This is a genomic window from Arthrobacter sp. SO5 (genome assembly GCF_020532805.1).
Classification (GTDB): domain Bacteria; phylum Actinomycetota; class Actinomycetes; order Actinomycetales; family Micrococcaceae; genus Arthrobacter.
On the sequence record NZ_MQTQ01000077.1, the window covers coordinates 10,034 to 27,208 of the forward strand.

Here is a 17,175-nt window from a genome sequence, read left to right on the forward strand (position 1 = left end):
CGGTCGGTGGCTGCCGGGCTTCGCCGAAATTGGCAGCGGCACCTTCAAGTTCCAGCCGGACTACATCGACAAGGGCGTACCCGAAGGCAAGGTTACTGTGTTCTTCGATGTCGTGAGCCAAGGCCAAATCGAGCCGCCCCCGAAGCGTCCGCCCGAGCTAAAGAAGAACTGGAAGATCGTGGCCCTCACGACCGATAGAGGTCAGCTCCATTTTGCCACCGGGGAGTCCGGCGTGAAGCTCATCGACGAGCGACTCTAGGCACGGGCGGCATAAGGAAGTGGACAAAAGCCCATCGCAAGATTGCGACGCTCGTGGTCCTCGCCGCCGCGTGGGGCGTTGGTATAACGCTCTTTGTGAGCTTGGGACATCCGCTCGGCGAGGTGCTCTCCACCGCCGCGATGGGGGCCGTCTACACGGCGGCTCTCTGGTATATCCAGGCCCGCAGTGAACGAACGACCGAAGCCAATCTCGACTCCTAGGGCGGGATGCTGGTCTACATCCGCTACCCGGATTCGCGTCCCGGCTCCCTCAGCGGTATCTGGAACATGGGTGTCGCGACGACTTCGTCGCCGACAGGGAGCCGATGCCCGACGGGCATCGGCTCGCTGCTTCTGCTCGTCGCGGGAACGGCGGGCAGAACCGGAGTTACGCGGAGGTAAGGCCCAGCACACTTCCTTCGCGCGCCGCCCACCCTGCGAAGGAGGTTGCGGGGCGGCCCAGTACTCGTTCTACCCCGTTACTGATGTAGGCGTCGTCGCCGCGGCGGATTCCGCCCAGCATTGCCATTCTCCAGGTGATGTATCCTTCGGGCGTGCCGGCGGCACGAAGGTTTCGCGCGTGCTGATCGGGGTCTTCGTCAATGAACGACAGACGCCGGCCGGCGTGCTCAGTCAGGATCGCGGCAGCTTCATCGAAAGTGAGTGCGGACGGCCCTGAGATTTCAACAGTCTGGTTCTCCCAGCTGGCGTTGGTCAGGACCTCAGCGGCGACCTCCGCGCTGTCTTTGACGTCGATGAACGGTTCAGCTCCATCCGCGACGGGAGCCAGTATCTGCCCATTAATTGGCACGAACATTGCCTCGGTGAAGTTCTGCGCGAAGTGGCTCGGCCGCAGAACTGTCCAGGGGATCGGGCCGGCTGCCAGTGTCTTTTCCGCGCGGCCGACAGCGCCGTCCGGGAGGAACTCGACGCCGCGCGCCGACAGGAGCACGGCCCGCTTCACGCCTTCGGAGGCCGCCACGTTCAGCAACTGTCCCAGGGCAGGGGACCAATCGGTCGCGGAACCCGGCCCGACAAGAAAGACGCCATCTACGCCATGGAGGGCAGCGACATAGGTCCCCGGTTCCCGCCAGTCGAAGCGGACATCACCGCCAGAGCGGCTTGCAACGCGAACGCCGTGGCCGGCGCCGCGAAGAACTTCCGCAAGCCGGCTTCCTACTTTTCCTGTGCCGCCAACAATGAGAAACGTTTTCATAAGTGGTGCCCGTTCTTTAGAGGGTGGAGAGGACATTGAGGGCGGACTCCCCTGGAATAGCTGCCCGTCGGGCGACGGCGGCCGCCGTCGCCCAAGGCGCTGGCGGCTGCCTAGCTGAAGTACGCATCCATCATCACGATGTCGCTGACATCGGTATCGATACGCTCGGCCTTGTCATCCCGCAGCGTGACGGCCGAGACCAGGTATTCGTCCAGCACGGCTCCCTTGTGACTGCCGGTGCTTTGCAGTGTCAACGCCACTCCTCTCGGACTGACCATGACCTGCTGGATCTCGATGTTCACACCACACGCGGACAGGCGTGCGAAGCGGTCAAACATGGCCTCGACGCCGATGGTTTCCCCGGATACGGCGTTCTCCCCGGGCAGTGATGATATACAGCAGCGGCCGCGGTGGTTTCAGGCCTTTCCCGAAGCAGCGGTCCGGAGAAGCTGGGGAAGGTCGACGTTGCCGCCGGTGACCAGAACGCCCACCACTTCGCCCTCGGCGGGGATGTAGGCGCCGCTGAGAAGTGCGGCGAGGGCGGTCGCACCGCCCCCTTCGAGTCCGATCCGAAGTTCTTCCCACGCGGCCAGCTGGGCGCGGAGGATGGCTTTGTCGGAGACGTCGACGTGTTGCACTGCGTGCGCGACGGCGGCGTCGTAGCACAGTTGCCCCACACGGCGAGGGCCCAAACTATCGACGGCCGGGCCGGAAACGTCAACGTCAACCGGGCCGCCGGCTTCCAGGGCAGCGCCGAGGCAACGCGCCGAGTATGGCTCCACGGCGACCGCAACAGTGGAAGAACCGGCCAGGGCAGCGAGGGCGCCGGCCAGGAGTCCTCCACCTCCCACAGGGATCAGTAGGCTGTCGAGTCCTCCGACCTGCTCGATGAATTCCGCGGAGACGGTGCCTGCCCCGGCCACCGTCAGTTGCTGGTCAAATGGGTGGATCATGACGGCGCCGGTTTCGGCGGCGTACTGCTCTGCCCTGACAAGGCTCTCATCGTAGACGGCGCCGATGACGGTCACGGCGGCTCCGTAGTCAGAGAGCCTCCGGAGCTTGATGTCAGGGCATGTCTCCGGCACAAAGATCGCGGCCGGGACGCCGAGAAGGCGGGCCGCCCATGCGACGGCCTGGCCGTGGTTTCCGCCGCTCGCGGCGCATACTCCTGCCGCTGGGATCTTCGTGGCCAGGAGGCTGTTGAGCGCCCCGCGGGCTTTGAAGGCACCGGTGGACTGCAGGGATTCCAGCTTGAGCCAGAAGGCCGGGTGCGCACCGAGTTGGTTCGCCTCAATGCGCATCGTGGGGGTGCGGCGCACCTGCGAACCCATCCGGGTCTGCGCGGCGAGCACATCCGAGCGAGTCACGGAAAGGGCCGGAGCCGCGTCAGTTCCCACGGCCGGCCACTGCCTGGATCTCTATCTTTGCCCCGAACGGCAGGGCGCCGGCCTGGAATGTGAATCGGGCGGGGGCGATGGCGGGGTCGGGGAACTGCCGACGCCACCAGTTGTTGAGGTCGGCGTAGTCTCCGATGTCGGCAAGGACGCACTGGACATAGACGATCTCCTTGGCAGAGTAGCCGGACGCCTCGGCAATCGCGACGATGTTGTGCCAGACCAAGTCGGTCTCTTCCTCGAAGGTGCCGGGCTGGAACTTGCCGTCGGGGCCCAGGGCCGGCATGCCGCTGATGAAGCAGGTTCCGTCGGCTTCGGCGGACAAACTGAACGGGAATCCCGAGGGCAGTCCCGGCCCGGCTGAGGTGCGCTTGATAGTCATGAGATATCTTTCCTGATCAGTGATGGGGCATGGCCCCTCGTGTCGCGGGCGGGCACTTCGTTCTGCCCGATATGGGTACCGGCTTTTAGGCCGCTACGGCTACGTCGACTGCTGTGTGGTGCTGGGTCTGATCCCCGACGACGGTGGTGATCTGATCGCCCGCTTTGAGGTACCCGGGCGGGGTCATCCCGAGGCCTACACCGGAAGGGGTGCCGGTGAGGATAACGTCCCCGGGCAACAGGGGCAGGATTGAGGAGAGATAGGCGATGATTTCGCCCACCGGGAAGATCATGTCCGCGGTCGTTGAGGACTGGACCAACCGGCCGTTGATGGAGCAGGAGAGAGCGATATCGTCCGGATCCTTGAACTCATCCGGGCTGACAAGGGCCGGACCGAGCGGGGTGTACCCGGGAAAGGATTTGCCCAGGCTGAACTGCGGGGTACCCGCCGGGCGCATCTGCACGTCCCGGGCGGAGTAGTCCTGCGCGGCGGTAATTCCTGCAACATATGCCCACGCCTCGCCCTCGTCGACGTTGCGTGCGTACCTGCCGATCACAACGGCTGCTTCAACTTCCCAGTCGACCTGGTCCGTGAACAACACCAGATCACCGACGGGGCCGGCCACCGACGTGACGAACTTACCGAACACCAGCGGCTCCGCCGGGGCAGGAAGCCCGGACTCGATCTGGTGGGCACGGTAATTCAGCCCGATACCGAAAATCTGGCGGGGTGCAGGCACGGGCGAGTCGCAGTCTTCGGGCCTGAATGGCACCCCGGGGCCCAGCTCGGCGGATTCTGCCCACGCCGTGAAGGCCTCCCATTTGTCGTAGACATCCAGTGCGTCGGGGCCGAAACGGCCGCCACTCGCCTCTGCGATGTCGAAAGCCTCTGTTCCGCGGACGATCTTGGCACGGGATGCAACTACGGCGATTCTCACGTCAGCAACTCCTTAGTCTGGGACGAACTTTGTCTGGGTGGCCTCTGCACGGATTGAACAGGCAACCCGCCACCGTGGTGAGGGTGCGCCGTCGGGGGCGCCCACCCTTAAGGAATCCGGTGCTGCTTCAGGGCTGCCGGGTTCGGACCCGCGGCAGAATCGGTACCCTAGCGGGCCGCGACGCCAACGGCGCGCTGAGCCAGTCCCTGCCCGAACGAAATATTGGCAAGACCGATCTCGGTGATCATGACGAAGACATCATCCGGGCCCACGACGCCGGCGGACACAAGATTTCGGTTGATCCTGGCCAGCAGCGCCTTCTTGACCTCATCATCGCGCCCCTGCAGGAACGTGATCTCGATGATCAGCAGCCCGGCGGTGTACTCCAACCCGAGATAGGAGTCGGTGTGGCGAAAATTCTCGTCGTCGAACTCGGTGAAAAGCTGGTAGCGGTCCGCCTCCGGGACCTTCAAGATGCTGACCAGAGCCTCCTGGATGCTGGCGCCGATAGCGGTCTTCTCCTCGGACGTACGACCCTTGCGCAGATTGACCTTGACCAATGGCATGTGGGACTCCTTCATGGTGGGTACGCCCTTAAGCGGATGCGTGGGGACGTATTTTTGCTTCTCGAACCGTGCCGGCCACGGGCCTCAAGAGGTCCCAACGTGCCCGGACGTGTGTGGCCTCAGACCGCGTGCAACAGGGAGCGCAGTGCCTTGGCGTTCTCCACGCCGATCTGTTCCTCGAACCGCCGCTGGGCCGCATCCCAGAGGGGTCCGCTAAGGCGGAGCGTGTCCACCCCGCGCGGGGTGAGAAGGATGTTAACTGTACGCCGGTCCTTCTCGGACTCACCAATTTGGACCAGACCCTGCTTTTCCAGGACCCGCACGTTTCGCGTGACGGTTGACCGCTCAAGCTCCGCAGCGCGGGCCAATTCTTCGACGGAGAGTGCCGTGGTGTCGCTGAGCCTGCGGAGCAAAGCCAACTGGGCGATGTTCACGCCCGCCGGCTGAAGAGCTGCGTCGTACATTGCAGTGATCTTGCGGGTAGCCGAGCGAATGCTTGTGGAGTAACAGTCGCTCTTCATAAATACGAGTATATACACGTAATCGGGGTGGCGTCTATGGCTCATGAGTCAGTGCCCTAGTGAACCTCGCGCGGCCCGGGCCGCCAAGCACAGCCGGAGAGTTCGTGGCCGACGTAGCCCTTGATGGCATCCCACGAGAAGAAGCCACACCCCTTGCCGAGCTTTTCGAATCGATCCTCGACGGACGCAATGCCTCTGTGACCCCGTTTGGAATCAGCCCTTGGCCGACCCGCAACAGACTTTACCGATCACGTATACCGCACTGCCGCGAGCGGTATCTGGAAGCGACAAACCGAGTCGCACGCATGAGCGGGACACTCATCACCGCCGTTACCGCCACATCCGCCGTATGCGCCGGGGTTGCGGGTGGAGTGTACTTTGCATTCTCCGCGTTGCTCCTGCCCGCACTTCGCGCACTTCCGGCCATCCAGGCGGTTCCTGCGATGCAGCGCATCAACATCAACGCGGTCCGGCTACCCCTCATGGTCGTCTTCTTCGGCGGCGCTACAGCGGCTCTCGCCGTGGTCATCACAGAACTAGCCTCGGGGGCAGCCACACCAGCAGCCCCAAACCGCATCGTCGGTGCCGAACTGGCGCTTGCGGCGTTCGGCATCACCATCGTGCGCAACGTTCCCCTGAACGACACCCTGGCTCAAATTACGCCTGATGGTCCGGACATAGAAGCGCGATGGAACGAATTCGGCCGTGCTTGGGGCGTCGCCAATCATGTGCGAGCAACGGCCGCAATAGCAGCAACAATCACTCTCTTAGATTCCCTCGCAAGATCAACTTGACCAGGCCAGTGTCATCTTCACTAGAAGTCGGCACAAATTTCAGTACTGACCTACACCGTGTCCCCGCCCGGTAAGCGGACCCTCTGCGGGGCACTCTCAAGCGCAAGGTCTGTACTCGCGCGCCGACTAGCCTGATTGGATGAAGAAACTGGCTGTCATCACGGGTGCCAATCGAGGACTGGGGCGTTCCTTGGTGCATGCGCGGGGACGTCCGATCCCCTGGGTCAACGAGTTCGCGCATCTGGCGAGCGGCCGATCGCGGATCCTTGGACGCGTCAGTTTGACCCATGGCGGTTGCCAGTTTGCTGCTACGAACTGGTCGGCTTGGACGAACGGTCCAGCGTCTGTGCTGTCTCGTCGGATGGACACCGCACTAGCTCGAGGGGTCAGGGCATAGGCGAGCTACATGGTGCCTGAGGCTGAAAGATCCTTTGCGTGTTAGTCGTTCTCTTCGAGTTCGGGCTCTGCTGCATCGACAGCATGGAGGGACTCGTCTGCATAGATGAGGATGGCAAATTGCGGCATTGTGGTGGTCCTTTCGTGAAAGTCGATCGGCTAGTCGCGCCGGTGGCTGCAGTGTCTCCGGTGCAGGGTGCAGTGGAGTGGGCGATGGGCGTCCGCATGTCCACCGCTGTATCGCGGATGCTCGGGTTTAATAACATCTGCGGGTGGGAGCAGAGGTTTAAGGTGGACTCCTGGGTCGGGAGTGTTGGGTTTACGTGGTCCGAGTGCCAGGTTGCGAAGAAGTTCCCCGTCCTTCGTTTTGGGCGGTGGATTAGGTGACGACTAGATTTTGGTGTCCGTCGATCAGTTCGCGCACGATGTCGAGGTGACCTGAGTGAGTCGATGTCTCTGTAAGCACGCGAAAGACGACCTCGCGACCCTCACGCATCGGTTGTGCGGCGAACTCGCTGGCCGGAGGCCACCAGCGGGGTGGGTCATCAAGGTCAACTTTCGCAAGGATTCGGTTGCTGCGCCGGATCTGGTGTCTGTAGATGTTGACCGCTTCGGCGCCCGTCATGGGACGGGATGCCCAGCCGTTGTGAAGTGCTGCGATCGCTTCGGGGTCGCCGCCAAGAATGGCCGAGATCCAAAACATCTCATCGTCGAAGGCGAGGTGGTTGAGGAGGCGCGTTATGGTCCACCCCGATGGGACGAGCGGCTCACTCATCTCGGCTTCGGTCAGCCCGTCCACGGCGTGCAGTACATGCTCACGTTCGCTTGCCAGCTGCGTCAGCAGCAGCTCGTCACTCATGCTTGCCGCTCGTAGCCGATGAGCCAGCGAAGACCATGGCGGTCAGTGACCTGACCGTCTGAGGCGCCCCACGGCTTAGGAGCCAACGGGTCGATCGCCGACCCGCCGATGCAGAGCTTGTCGAACCACTCGTGGAGGATCGCCGGTTCAGCGGTTCCCAGCCGCGAGAGCGTGAGGCCTTCGAACCGCACGGTCTGTTCTCCTGCCGGGGCATCGGATCCCGCCAGAGCTACGTCACCGCCGAGAACGCCGTGAGCTATGGCGTTTGGTGGGCCGTCGGTCCTGCCAAAATATTCGTAAGAGTGCAGGGACAACTCGCCCCCGAAGATGTCTGCATAGAAGCTCAGCGCTTCCCGGGCCGTTCCGGGGAAGCTGATGCATACGAGAGGTGCAGACATAGTGGGTACTCCTGATGTGTGATGGAAACGTTTGGACCAGGTATCAGGTCCTTTTCATAGAGGTTGATGCACCGCCAAAATCAGCGGTAAATCCGAATCTAGTAGGCGGGCCGATTCTTGTCCTTGGATTATGCGTCGATTCGGCGTATCTCCATCGGCCATAGTTTTGCCTCTCCAAGCTTTCCGGCGATTTCCACCGCGCGTTCCATGTCCACGCAATCGACGATGTAGTAACCGGCCACGAACTCCTTGGTCTCCATGAAGGGACCGTCAGTCACGGTACAGCTGCCGTCGTTTGATGTGACGAATTTTACCTCCTCGCTCAGTTCATGTGCCTCCACGAATTCTCCGGAGGCAGTGGGCTCCTTCTGTAAGGAGGTCTGGGCCTGCATGATCCCCTCGATCTCGGCCGCGGGAAGCCCCTTCCAGGTATCAACATTGTTCGGAATCAATATGAGGTGTTTCATTTTTCTCCTCTGCACCCGTTATCGGGCGCGTATTTTGCGGATTGCCCAGCGGCCGATGGCTGCCGCTGCGCCAACGGTGGCCCACGGGAACAGTAGCCAGGGTTGCCAGCCGAGACCCAGGACGCTTCCCAACAGCCAGAACGATATGGTGGTCACCGCGAAAAAGGCTCCGATATGGATCCATTGACTCTGGACCGGGCGCAAGAGATAGGCCAACACCCAGGCCAGTGGCGCGCGACCACCAGGGAAACTCCGAAGCCATACAGAATCGCCATGCCCAAAGGCCCCACACGTAGCCGACATCGGCTCCGTCCTGCGCGGCGGGCACGCCATAGACCGCTGCCACCAGGAGCAGTAGCACGCCCACCCAGAGCGTGGTGGCGATGATCCACCCCTTGATGAGCGCATACGCATCAAGGACCACTCTGTGTGACCGAACTGCCGGCGGCTGTGCCGCGTCCCCCAATGCCATGGACTTAGCCTACCGATGCGCCAAAAGCTTCCCGCCCGGGCCGGGGGCGCGGCCGTCCGATAGGGAATCGGCTTACGGGACGGGCTGGGGGTGGAAAACCCGCTCTGTCCGGCATGATCGGGTGCATCTTGAGCATCACGGGACGATGACCACGGCGATAATCGACGTATGACTGAGCACTTACCGTCCTGGCCGACCACACCACCGTCCTACGGTTCAGTCGTTTTGCGCGAGTTCACCGACGACGACGTACATCTCGCCTTGGCATTGGGGGACGATCCTTACATCCCTCTCATTGGCAGCCTCCCCGCACTCCCTACGACACAGCAGGCTCTGGAATGGATCCACCGGCAGCGGGGCCGGTTCGACCAAGGAAAAGGGCTGTCCTTCGCCATCGCCGATACCGAGTCCAACAACGCCGTCGGTGCCATCGGACTGTGGCTTCAGAACATGTCGGCCGGACGCGCGACGGTCGGCTACTCGGTTGGCCCCGCGCACCGGGGCCGCGGGATCGCCAGCAGCGCGTTGAAGGCACTGACCGCGTTCGCTTGGACCATCCCCACTCTGCACCGGATCGAGCTGTACATCGAGCCGTGGAACATCAACTCAAGTCGCGTTGCCGAGGCATCTGGTTTCCAGCGGGAGGGCCTGCTCCGCAGCCACCAGGAGATTGGTGGCACCCGGCGCGACATGCTGCTCTACGCGACAACGCGACCTTGACCGCTTCTTGGCTGTTGGTGTTCGTTGCTGCTACATGGGCAATGATCGTCCGATGGGCCGCGGATGGCTCACCGTGCCAAACGAACGAATCCAAGACAAAGCGGCACTCGCGTACTGGGTCAAGGTCGGTGTCGACTCCCCCAACGTGTCGCACTGAGCCGAGCGATCGTCTCGAGTGCCCGTAAGCCGATCCTTTTACGCTTCAGGACCGCTCGGGTGTACTCGCCGCACCGCCTCGGGCATGGAAGTAACGAACAGCGGGTGGCGGACGCAGGGTGCGAGTTGGGTGTGGCTGCGGGCCGAGCTGAGTAGCTGTCGCCATCGTCAGCCCTTGGTCGCGCCGTCCTTCACGTGCGCCTCAAGGACGTCACGGACGCTGGTCCAAGCCTGCGGCCCGTAGCGGTCGTTGTTCACGTGATGCAGCTGAGCCTCGCCACTGAACATACTGACGAAGTACTGCATACCCTGCCAGGCAGGGAAGGTGGCCTCCTCGTCCTTTAATACGCGACGCCCGATCCGGGCCATGCCCGACAGCATTCCCGTGGTCCCGGCCCACTGGGTGGTGAACGCAGCGCCGGTGAGCTCGGTCATGATCCGCGCGATGCCTCGGGCTGTTACGCGGTCCCCGGCCACCTCGACGACGCGGGGCGCGGCGTCGTCCATTGCCACGTGCGCGACGGTGCGGGCGACGTCGTCCTTGGTGGTGAAGTCCAGCAGCTGGTCCGGCGAGGACCAGTAGAGGATCTTGTGACGCCTGAACAGGATCATCGGAGCCTGTCCGGTCAGCATGTCCGCGAAGGCGCCGTTGAGCACAGACGTGACGTGGAGCGGAGTGGCATCGAGGTCGCCGGCGAACTCCCTGCGCAGTTCGAAGTTGCGGTTGCTGCCCGGGGTGACACGGCGATAATCAGCCGAGTAGTCAGACGGAATGAAGCGTGTCACACCGGCCTCAACGGCCGCAGCTAACAGCGCCTGCTGGGCGTCGAGGATGACGGAGCGCGCGCCGCTGACTGCGGACACGACGATTTCGGCGCCGGAGAGGGCCTCGACGAGGCCGACGTGGTCCGTATAGGCGGCCTCGCGAATCTCCACGCGGTCACGCTCCCCGTACATCGTCTGGGCGGTTCCGCCGCCCGGGCGGGTTAGAACACGAACGAAGGCTTCGGGGTTGGCGGCGAGCAGCTCGCGGACGATCCGGTGGCCGAGGTCACCGGTGGCTCCGGCGACGAGGACGGTGGTCATGATGAGGTGCTCTTCTCTGTGTAAGTGGTGTCGCGGGAGTTGGTACGACGTCGACGGACTGAGAGGTGGGGTGCAGTTACCGACCGCTCGGTGCCGGCAACGGCACCGGTGTATGACTCGGGCTGGCGATGGTTAGGCGTTCGTATCCGGAGCGTCCCGGTGCGAACTCCGCTGCCGCCCGGCCCGTTCACTCCTTGCGGCCAAGCCCCAGGGAATCAACAGGCCCAACGTCAGGCCCAGGGGAATCGCGATTCCCACCGTATAGACCGTGAATAGCGCCACTGAGGGCCAGAAAGATAGCCCCCAGCTAGCCACCACCAGCCATGCGAGCACGGCAAAGAAGGCTACCGCCAAGACTGACCGGATGATTCCGTTCCTCTTGGACTGCAGGGCTGGGGATTCCTTTTGGCTGCTCACGCCCCGATCCTACGCGCGGAGGCAAGCTCTCAATAACGATCGCTATCTGAGCTGCACCCGGCACGCCTCCGAATTGTGAGTCGCAGTGACAAAAGTCACCCCCGACCGCCCGTTTGCCGGTCCCCCATCGGCGAATGCGCCCCCCAAAAGTTTACAGATCACGACCGCCGCGATTCCGCGGCCGGCCGATTCCCGTATAACCCGCCCGAAAAAATGCCGGTGACGGGGGCGGGCCAACCGGTACATTCAAATCGATGTGCGGAATCCTCATATGATGCGTCCTCGTATCCACGAACGACCGCCGCGATCGGCAAAGATCCGGTCATGGTCGTCGCCGCGCTGCTCGCCCAGGGAGGCAGAGATCGTCGGGGTCTGATTGAGGGCAACGTGGCCAGCTCCCACCGCCAAAACAGCGACGACAGCGACGCCGGATACCGAGAAGCCGGATGCGTCGGTGACGGGAAAAATGATGGCTGCTGCGGCGGGCTGACTCCTGGTGACTGCGAAGTAGTCCCTCGCGTTCGTAGCCGGCACGTTCGGCGGTGCGGATAGAAGCTGCGTTCCACGGCTCGATATAAAACTCCAGACGGTGCAGATGCGCGATCGTCCAGGCAAAGGTAGTGAGGGCGCCAAAGGCATCGGATGCAATGCTGTGGCCCCTCTCGTTTGGGGCAACGGCATATCCAAGCTGAGCGCGTCCTGCGCCCAACTCCTCGAGCCATAGTCCGATGTTCCCCATGGAGCGATCAGTTTTGAGGTCGGCTATCGAGAAGGAAAATCCGGTCCCTTCGACGTGGCGCTGTCGCTGCCTCTCAATCCACGCTAAGGCTTCCTCAGGAGTGGCATGCGGTGGGAGGCTTCCCACCGTGGGGACATACGGATCTTGGGAAAGGTCCATCGCCATCCCCGCGTCTAGATTCGTGAACGTGCGCGGCCGGATACGGCCATGCTCCGGATCAGAAGTTGGCCAGGGCGGAATATCACCGCTGATGCTCATATCCCTATTTTCGCCTCGAGGCGCCAAAGTACGCTGTGCGTCGCGTTCTTCGCCATCCCCGCGCGCCGAGCCCTCAGCGAGCACTCCCGCGGCGGGCGAGAATTGCGCCGTGAGATGACTGCCTGGCGGTCGTCCTTGTGTGTGTCTCGACCACATCGAAGCCCGCGGCTACCAGCTGGCCGCAGAGATGACTTACCGGCCACCGGTACGCCGGGACGACCGCATGATCGAACTTTTCAACGACGGCACAGTCGAAGAAGCCGATCAGCAGGGCGCCGCCAGGGCTGAGGACTCGATGGAATTCCAAGAGAGAAGCGCGGATCGTGGCTGGCTCATGGTGGATCAGTGAGTACCAAGCGAGCACTCCACCAATTGTCCCGGTACTGACATCAAGAGCGTCGAGGCTGCCTGTCCGGAACGGAATGCCGGGATAGGCAACGCGTGCGTGCTCGATGAACTCGGGAACCAGGTCCACTCCGAGTGCAGGAATCCCAGCTTCATTGAGAAAGTTCGTCCAATGGCCCGGACCGCAGCCAGCGTCTAGTACCGCACCCTCGATACCGTCCGCCCAAGTCGCCACCAGTTGACGGTCTGAAGGGTGCGCGGCACCCATTGAAGCAAAGCGTTCGACGTATTCCGCCGCCCTGCATGAATACGCATCGCTAACAACGTTGACCATGTGTTCGAGTCTAGGCATGCCAAGGTTTGCGTCCGCTAGACGATCGACCTGCGGGCGAACATCCGTTGTGATTAGGAGTTTCTCTGTTGTTCTGCAAACCGGGCCACAGCAGTCGCATCCGGCTTGTGGAAAGTACGCCAGTCTGAGCCAACGTCGATCCAACGCGCGGGTTGACCAACTTCCAGCAGCAGCTTCATTGCAGGATCGGCGATCGCCCAATAGGACAAGTTCAGTCTCGCTGACCAATCCGATCGGTATGAGCGGGCAGCAGCGAACGCCGGGCGGTCAGCAACGACTAGTTCAAGACCTGTCTCTTCGGCAAGCTCGCGAACGGCGCCCTCGCGCGGGGTCTCCCCGGGTTCTACTCGTCCACCAGGCGGCACGAGGCCCCGCCAGCGATGCTCAACGACGAGTATGCGCTGGAAATCTGGTAAGAACACCCACACATCCGCGGCCAAGGGGCGGGGATCCGCTCGCCAATTGGACTGGAACCACACCAGGAGTCCGTCTTCAGCTACGTGCGCGATGGACACATCATGGATGGCCGCATCAACACCACGCTCGTCGTGCAGCGCCGGCGCGTGTTGGGGAGTAAGAGGGTGGAGCCCTGAGCGTATTGTCGAGTCTTCGGCGTGGATGTTCGTTGACGGCACCCTCCAACCGTACGTCGTGAGTTCCGCCGCAGCGTCCCGGTAAAGGACCCCCTTGAGGACTGAGACGCGCCAAAGAGCGCTGCGAGTCAAAATGTTGGCTTGCCGAGATGTCGATCCTACTCAGGCATCGACCTCCAACACCGTGTCGCGAAGAAGGCAGAGACAAGCGAATTGGATAGTCGGCGCTCATCCATGTCCCTTCATTTCGGCAGGTTGCCTACCCATTGGTTTTATGGGGAGTGGGGCAGAATCTATTCAAAATGCATGTGTCGGCTTAGGCTGGCAGAACCCGGAGGAAGGAAGGCTCAGCGAAGATAATGGCTCAGCAAAATGGGATTGATATGAAGCTGCGGGCCACTTTTCTCCTCCCTGCGCTTGGGATCATCGTGGCCCTGGCTATCGTTGCCGCGCTCGTTCCCGACCTCTTCAGACCCATGTTGTTGGCGATGCCCGTCGTGGTGTTCGCTGCACTCGGTGGTTTGTTCTTGACTGAAAGGAAGAGACGTCGGCGCAGCCCCAACTAAATTGTCGCCTTAGGTGTCGGTAAAGGATCAGCATGCGGGCGCATTCGCCAAGGGACGCGCCAGCTCAAGGCGTGAACAAAAATCGGGGCAGTCCCGTCGGGCTCGCCCTTCGTAACGTTTTTGGCCGACTCTTCCTCCATGGTCAGCCCAGAACCGATCCACGGACCTCATACTCGAACCCTCGCCAAATCGCTTGACAGGGAAAACGTGGCGATGGTGCCATACTCGCATTCACGCCGTCGAAGGAGCCTCCGTGTCAGAAGTCGTTGCCTATGAAACTCGTCCCGCGCAAACTGCCTTTGGCTGGGGGCTTCACCACGTGCAGTTGGCCCTCCCCAGGGGTAGCGAGGATGACTGCAGGAAGTTCTACGTGGGCGTTCTAGGTCTGACCGAAGTGCAGAAACCACCGGTATTGGCGGCCCGTGGCGGACTCTGGGTTCGAGCCGACAATCTTGAAATCCATTTGGGCGCCGAGGAGGACTTCAAACCCCAAAAGAAGGCTCATCCGGGGATCCTGGTGGGCGACATAGAGGCTCTGGCCCTCCGAATTGAAAGTTTCGGTCTCGCTGTGGAATGGGACGAAAACTTACCGGGCATGAGACGGTTCTACCTTTGGGACAACAATGGGAACCGACTCGAGTTCTTGTCCCCTGAGGAATCTAACTAGACAACAGCAGCGCTCCCCTGGTGCGCCGTGAAACTCGATCCGACAGCCTCACTCGTCAACGTCCAAAGGCGCCAATGCACATTCCACTTTGGCTTCACCTCGAATTGGTGAGCGGCAGGGCCCAGGGGTGGCTCTTCGTGGCGGCATTCTGTGATCGCCCGGTGTCGCACCAGCGCCCGCTAGCTGATCCCTCACCGAACGCCCGACGTCCCCACCTGGGATGGTTTGTTAACGACGTCGGCTGCTAGGGCTAGGCTGCGGCATGGTGCACGGGGGAGAAAGCGGGCAGTGGTTCGCTACATGGCTAGGACTATGCTCGGCTGCTCACTGTGCAGGTCGTCAGGCTCCACATGCCCTGGCCCACTTCGAGTCGCCGTTATCGCGCGAAGGCGTCCGTGCAGCGCGAGCTAAACTCTTGGTGACTCAGTAATGGGGGAGGTGGTGGAACCACCAACGCTACCAAGCCTCACTGCTTGTCTACCCATACCTCCACCTCGGCGAGCATCACGAGACGGGTTGGTGTATCGATGGCCTCACCCGTATTCGGATCGTCGACCTGTGATCCTAGGTAGCGGTCGAGCAGCGTAAGCGATACCCGGTTGTACGATGCTTTTGTCGTCCACCAAGCTGCCGGGTCGGGCATCTCGATATCCTGACGCTCCTGTAGCTCATGTTCCGGCAGCGTGCGCAACGAGGTCCTGCGCATGACTTCTTGCTTCCCGTCACCGAGACGCAGCTCCACAGTGCGGGCGCGGTCTGCACGCATGTAGGAAACCCAATCGGCGGCATTGCCATTGACTGCGCACACTAGAGAGATCGGCTGAGGACTCGTAAAACTCAGGTCCATCCGGTCTGTGGAGGCTTCAGTCGAGACTGCTGCGGCGTCATCATCTCGGGGGGACAAAGTCACTGGCACCCAGCCAGAGCCAGGACGGCCGTCGAAGGTATTCATTTTGCTTCGGCTTTTCCCCAAGGGGTCGGCTTCGGACGTCACTTCGACGGTCGCCTCGCCCGTTGCTGTCATAGTTTTAATGTCTAGTATCTCCAGGCCCCGAGGATCCCCACACGTGGGCTCGACGTAGTGCCACCGACTCACTGCATGTTCGAACCACGGAGCCAACGGTGCGAGCCCGATGCCGATCACCACTCCCAAGATCGTCATCACGAGTTGCCCCGCAAAGTCAGCCCAACGACGCTTTTTCGACTTTGGTCGATCCTCAGGCGTGGGAGTGTTGATGGCTGATCGTGGACTCGTTCTCCGGGCAAGTCAAGGTTCTGGAGGCCGGATCAAGGACAGCCGGTAGGCGCCGGCTTTTCCTGCACATATGATGGACGTCCGGAACCAGCTGACCGCCTGCACACAATGACGTGAAAACAGAAAAGACCGTATTAGTCCTGCTTGTTCCGAACCGAGACGTTTGGCTGACTTGCTAGTTGGCGTGCAGGGCGTCGTTCAGTTCCCGAGTCGCAGGCGGGGTAGACGTGTGAGGTGGCTGCCCGTAAGCCATCGATCCCTCACCGGGCAGCTCAGTTGAAACGCGGACCGAAGGCTATGGCATCCAGATCATGGGCAGTTACGGTGGCTCCATGAGGGACAGGATGCCGCCGATCCTCTGCCAACGACGGAGTTCAATGACGCCCTCGACCACTGCGAGACGGAAGGCTGGCGCCGTTCGGAAACTGATCTACGGCATGAATCTGACCCTGGACGGCTATATCGCCGCGGCCAGCGACGACATCGGCTGGGGCGGGCCGAGCGAGGAACTGTTCCAGTGGTGGCTCGACCAGGAGCGGGCCAGCAGCCTGTCGCTGTACGGCCGCAAGCTCTGGGAGACCATGAGCTCCTACTGGCCGACCGGCGACCAGCAGCCCAACGCCACCCCGGCGGAGATCGAGTTCGCGCGGAACTGGCGGGACACGCCGAAGGTGGTGTTCTCCTCGACGATCGACCAGGTCGACTGGAACACCCGCCTGGTCACCGGCGACCCGATTCCCGAGATCACCCGGCTCAAGGCCGGGGACGGCGGCCCGATGAGCGTCGGGGGCGCAACGCTCGCGGGGTCGGCCATGCGGGCCGGGCTGATCGATGAATACGCGCTAGCCACCCATCCGGTCCTGGTGGGCGGCGGCACTCCGTTCTTCACCTCGCTGGAGAGCTGGGTGAACCTGGACCTAGTGGAGACGCGGACGTTTCCCGGCGGCGTGGTCCTGACCAGGTACGAGACGAGGCGCTGAGCGCAATTCCTCCGCGCGATCGGGGAAGTACTCCACCACCAGCGGCCCCACGTCTTTTGGCAGCAGATAGTCCGGAGTATGCCTGCGCGCCGCCCCGGCGACCTCAGCCTCCAACAGAAACGGTTGCGCCGCAATATGGCCACCGACACATCGAAGTCCGCGAACAGCAAACGCGCCAACTCCATTGCTGCCCGCCCAACATGTATTGACGCCGGGGAGGCCGAGATCGTCGGGGGTGCTTGGCTTTGGATCCGTAGGCCGCCTCCCTCCGCGAAACAGCGGAGACAGCAAACGCCGGATACCCAGAATCCGGATGCGGCGGTGACGGGAAAAATGATGGCTGCGGCGGCGGATACTGGTGCGAAGGCCATGGCTGCTAAG

22 protein-coding genes are annotated in these 17,175 nt (G+C 62.3%); 7 read left to right on the plus strand and 15 right to left on the minus strand.

What is annotated here, in order from left to right; genetic code table 11:
- The coding region (locus BJG92_RS14810; protein ID WP_232084762.1) for a hypothetical protein at window positions 1–259 on the plus strand (259 nt) is incomplete at its 5' end.
- Window positions 260–354: 95 nt separating this feature from the next.
- Entirely contained in the window at window positions 355–480 is a 126-nt protein-coding gene (locus BJG92_RS18445) for a hypothetical protein (RefSeq protein WP_269462042.1), read from the plus strand.
- Window positions 481–646: 166 nt separating this feature from the next.
- On the opposite strand, the gene BJG92_RS14815 is transcribed toward BJG92_RS18445, so the two are convergent.
- From BJG92_RS14815 to BJG92_RS14845, 7 genes are all read right to left on the minus strand, one after another.
- Window positions 647–1,474: an NAD(P)H-binding protein gene (locus tag BJG92_RS14815; protein ID WP_232084763.1), complete on the minus strand. Its 828-nt coding sequence runs from the start codon at window positions 1,472–1,474 to the stop codon at window positions 647–649.
- Window positions 1,475–1,584: 110 nt separating this feature from the next.
- Entirely contained in the window at window positions 1,585–1,812 is a 228-nt protein-coding gene (locus BJG92_RS14820; protein ID WP_232084764.1) for a hypothetical protein, read from the minus strand.
- Window positions 1,813–1,890: 78 nt separating this feature from the next.
- The gene (locus BJG92_RS14825; protein WP_232084765.1) at window positions 1,891–2,841 is read right to left on the minus strand and encodes a serine/threonine dehydratase; all 951 of its coding nucleotides are present in this window, start codon (window positions 2,839–2,841) and stop codon (window positions 1,891–1,893) included.
- Window positions 2,842–2,860: 19 nt separating this feature from the next.
- A complete protein-coding gene (locus tag BJG92_RS14830) occupies window positions 2,861–3,250 on the minus strand; it encodes a RidA family protein (RefSeq protein WP_232084766.1) in 390 nt (129 codons plus the stop codon).
- Window positions 3,251–3,335: 85 nt separating this feature from the next.
- Entirely contained in the window at window positions 3,336–4,187 is an 852-nt protein-coding gene (locus tag BJG92_RS14835) for a fumarylacetoacetate hydrolase family protein (protein ID WP_232084767.1), read from the minus strand.
- A 167-nt stretch (window positions 4,188–4,354) separates the two neighbouring features.
- Window positions 4,355–4,753 carry a tautomerase family protein gene (locus BJG92_RS14840; protein WP_232084768.1) on the minus strand — a complete coding sequence of 133 codons (399 nt, stop codon included), beginning with the start codon at window positions 4,751–4,753 and terminating at the stop codon, window positions 4,355–4,357.
- Between the two features lie 119 nt (window positions 4,754–4,872).
- On the minus strand, window positions 4,873–5,274 hold the full coding sequence (locus tag BJG92_RS14845) for a MarR family winged helix-turn-helix transcriptional regulator (protein ID WP_232084769.1): 402 nt from the start codon (window positions 5,272–5,274) through the stop codon (window positions 4,873–4,875).
- Between the two features lie 305 nt (window positions 5,275–5,579).
- Between BJG92_RS14845 and BJG92_RS14850 the strand changes: the two genes are divergently transcribed.
- Complete coding sequence (locus BJG92_RS14850; RefSeq protein ID WP_232084770.1) at window positions 5,580–6,068, plus strand: anthrone oxygenase family protein; 489 nt, start codon at window positions 5,580–5,582, stop codon at window positions 6,066–6,068.
- Window positions 6,069–6,843: 775 nt separating this feature from the next.
- Here BJG92_RS14850 and BJG92_RS14855 read toward each other — a convergent pair.
- The 3 genes from BJG92_RS14855 to BJG92_RS14865 form a co-directional block, all read right to left on the minus strand.
- Window positions 6,844–7,323 carry a DUF664 domain-containing protein gene (locus tag BJG92_RS14855; RefSeq protein WP_232084771.1) on the minus strand — a complete coding sequence of 160 codons (480 nt, stop codon included), beginning with the start codon at window positions 7,321–7,323 and terminating at the stop codon, window positions 6,844–6,846.
- Complete coding sequence (locus tag BJG92_RS14860; RefSeq protein WP_232084772.1) at window positions 7,320–7,721, minus strand: glyoxalase/bleomycin resistance/extradiol dioxygenase family protein; 402 nt, start codon at window positions 7,719–7,721, stop codon at window positions 7,320–7,322. The genes BJG92_RS14855 and BJG92_RS14860 overlap by 4 nt, the downstream gene beginning before the upstream one ends.
- Window positions 7,722–7,849: 128 nt before the next feature.
- The gene (locus BJG92_RS14865; protein ID WP_232084773.1) at window positions 7,850–8,188 is read right to left on the minus strand and encodes a YciI family protein; all 339 of its coding nucleotides are present in this window, start codon (window positions 8,186–8,188) and stop codon (window positions 7,850–7,852) included.
- A 640-nt stretch (window positions 8,189–8,828) separates the two neighbouring features.
- On the opposite strand from BJG92_RS14865, the gene BJG92_RS14870 reads away from it, so the two are divergent.
- Complete coding sequence (locus BJG92_RS14870; RefSeq protein WP_232084774.1) at window positions 8,829–9,380, plus strand: GNAT family N-acetyltransferase; 552 nt, start codon at window positions 8,829–8,831, stop codon at window positions 9,378–9,380.
- A 324-nt stretch (window positions 9,381–9,704) separates the two neighbouring features.
- Here the strand turns inward: BJG92_RS14870 and BJG92_RS14875 are convergent, their stop codons facing one another.
- The 4 genes from BJG92_RS14875 to BJG92_RS14890 all read right to left on the minus strand — a co-directional run bounded on the left by BJG92_RS14875 (window position 9,705) and on the right by BJG92_RS14890 (window position 13,368).
- Window positions 9,705–10,622 carry an NmrA family NAD(P)-binding protein gene (locus BJG92_RS14875; RefSeq protein WP_232084775.1) on the minus strand — a complete coding sequence of 306 codons (918 nt, stop codon included), beginning with the start codon at window positions 10,620–10,622 and terminating at the stop codon, window positions 9,705–9,707.
- Between the two features lie 739 nt (window positions 10,623–11,361).
- Window positions 11,362–12,192, minus strand: a complete 831-nt coding sequence (locus tag BJG92_RS14880; RefSeq protein WP_308011667.1) for a GNAT family N-acetyltransferase — start codon at window positions 12,190–12,192, stop codon at window positions 11,362–11,364.
- Window positions 12,110–12,715: a class I SAM-dependent methyltransferase gene (locus BJG92_RS14885; RefSeq protein ID WP_232084776.1), complete on the minus strand. Its 606-nt coding sequence runs from the start codon at window positions 12,713–12,715 to the stop codon at window positions 12,110–12,112. Before BJG92_RS14885 ends, BJG92_RS14880 begins: the two co-directional genes overlap by 83 nt.
- 71 nt (window positions 12,716–12,786) lie before the next feature.
- Entirely contained in the window at window positions 12,787–13,368 is a 582-nt protein-coding gene (locus BJG92_RS14890; RefSeq protein ID WP_308011668.1) for an NUDIX domain-containing protein, read from the minus strand.
- Window positions 13,369–14,145: 777 nt separating this feature from the next.
- Between BJG92_RS14890 and BJG92_RS14895 the strand changes: the two genes are divergently transcribed.
- Entirely contained in the window at window positions 14,146–14,559 is a 414-nt protein-coding gene (locus BJG92_RS14895; protein WP_232084777.1) for a glyoxalase, read from the plus strand.
- 466 nt (window positions 14,560–15,025) lie between these two features.
- On the opposite strand, the gene BJG92_RS14900 is transcribed toward BJG92_RS14895, so the two are convergent.
- On the minus strand, window positions 15,026–15,583 hold the full coding sequence (locus BJG92_RS14900) for a hypothetical protein (protein WP_232084778.1): 558 nt from the start codon (window positions 15,581–15,583) through the stop codon (window positions 15,026–15,028).
- A 608-nt stretch (window positions 15,584–16,191) separates the two neighbouring features.
- On the opposite strand from BJG92_RS14900, the gene BJG92_RS14905 reads away from it, so the two are divergent.
- The gene (locus tag BJG92_RS14905) at window positions 16,192–16,794 is read left to right on the plus strand and encodes a dihydrofolate reductase family protein (RefSeq protein ID WP_269462044.1); all 603 of its coding nucleotides are present in this window, start codon (window positions 16,192–16,194) and stop codon (window positions 16,792–16,794) included.
- A gap of 78 nt (window positions 16,795–16,872) precedes the next feature.
- A partial coding sequence (locus tag BJG92_RS14910) for a hypothetical protein (RefSeq protein WP_232084780.1) occupies window positions 16,873–17,175 on the plus strand: 303 nt, incomplete at its 3' end.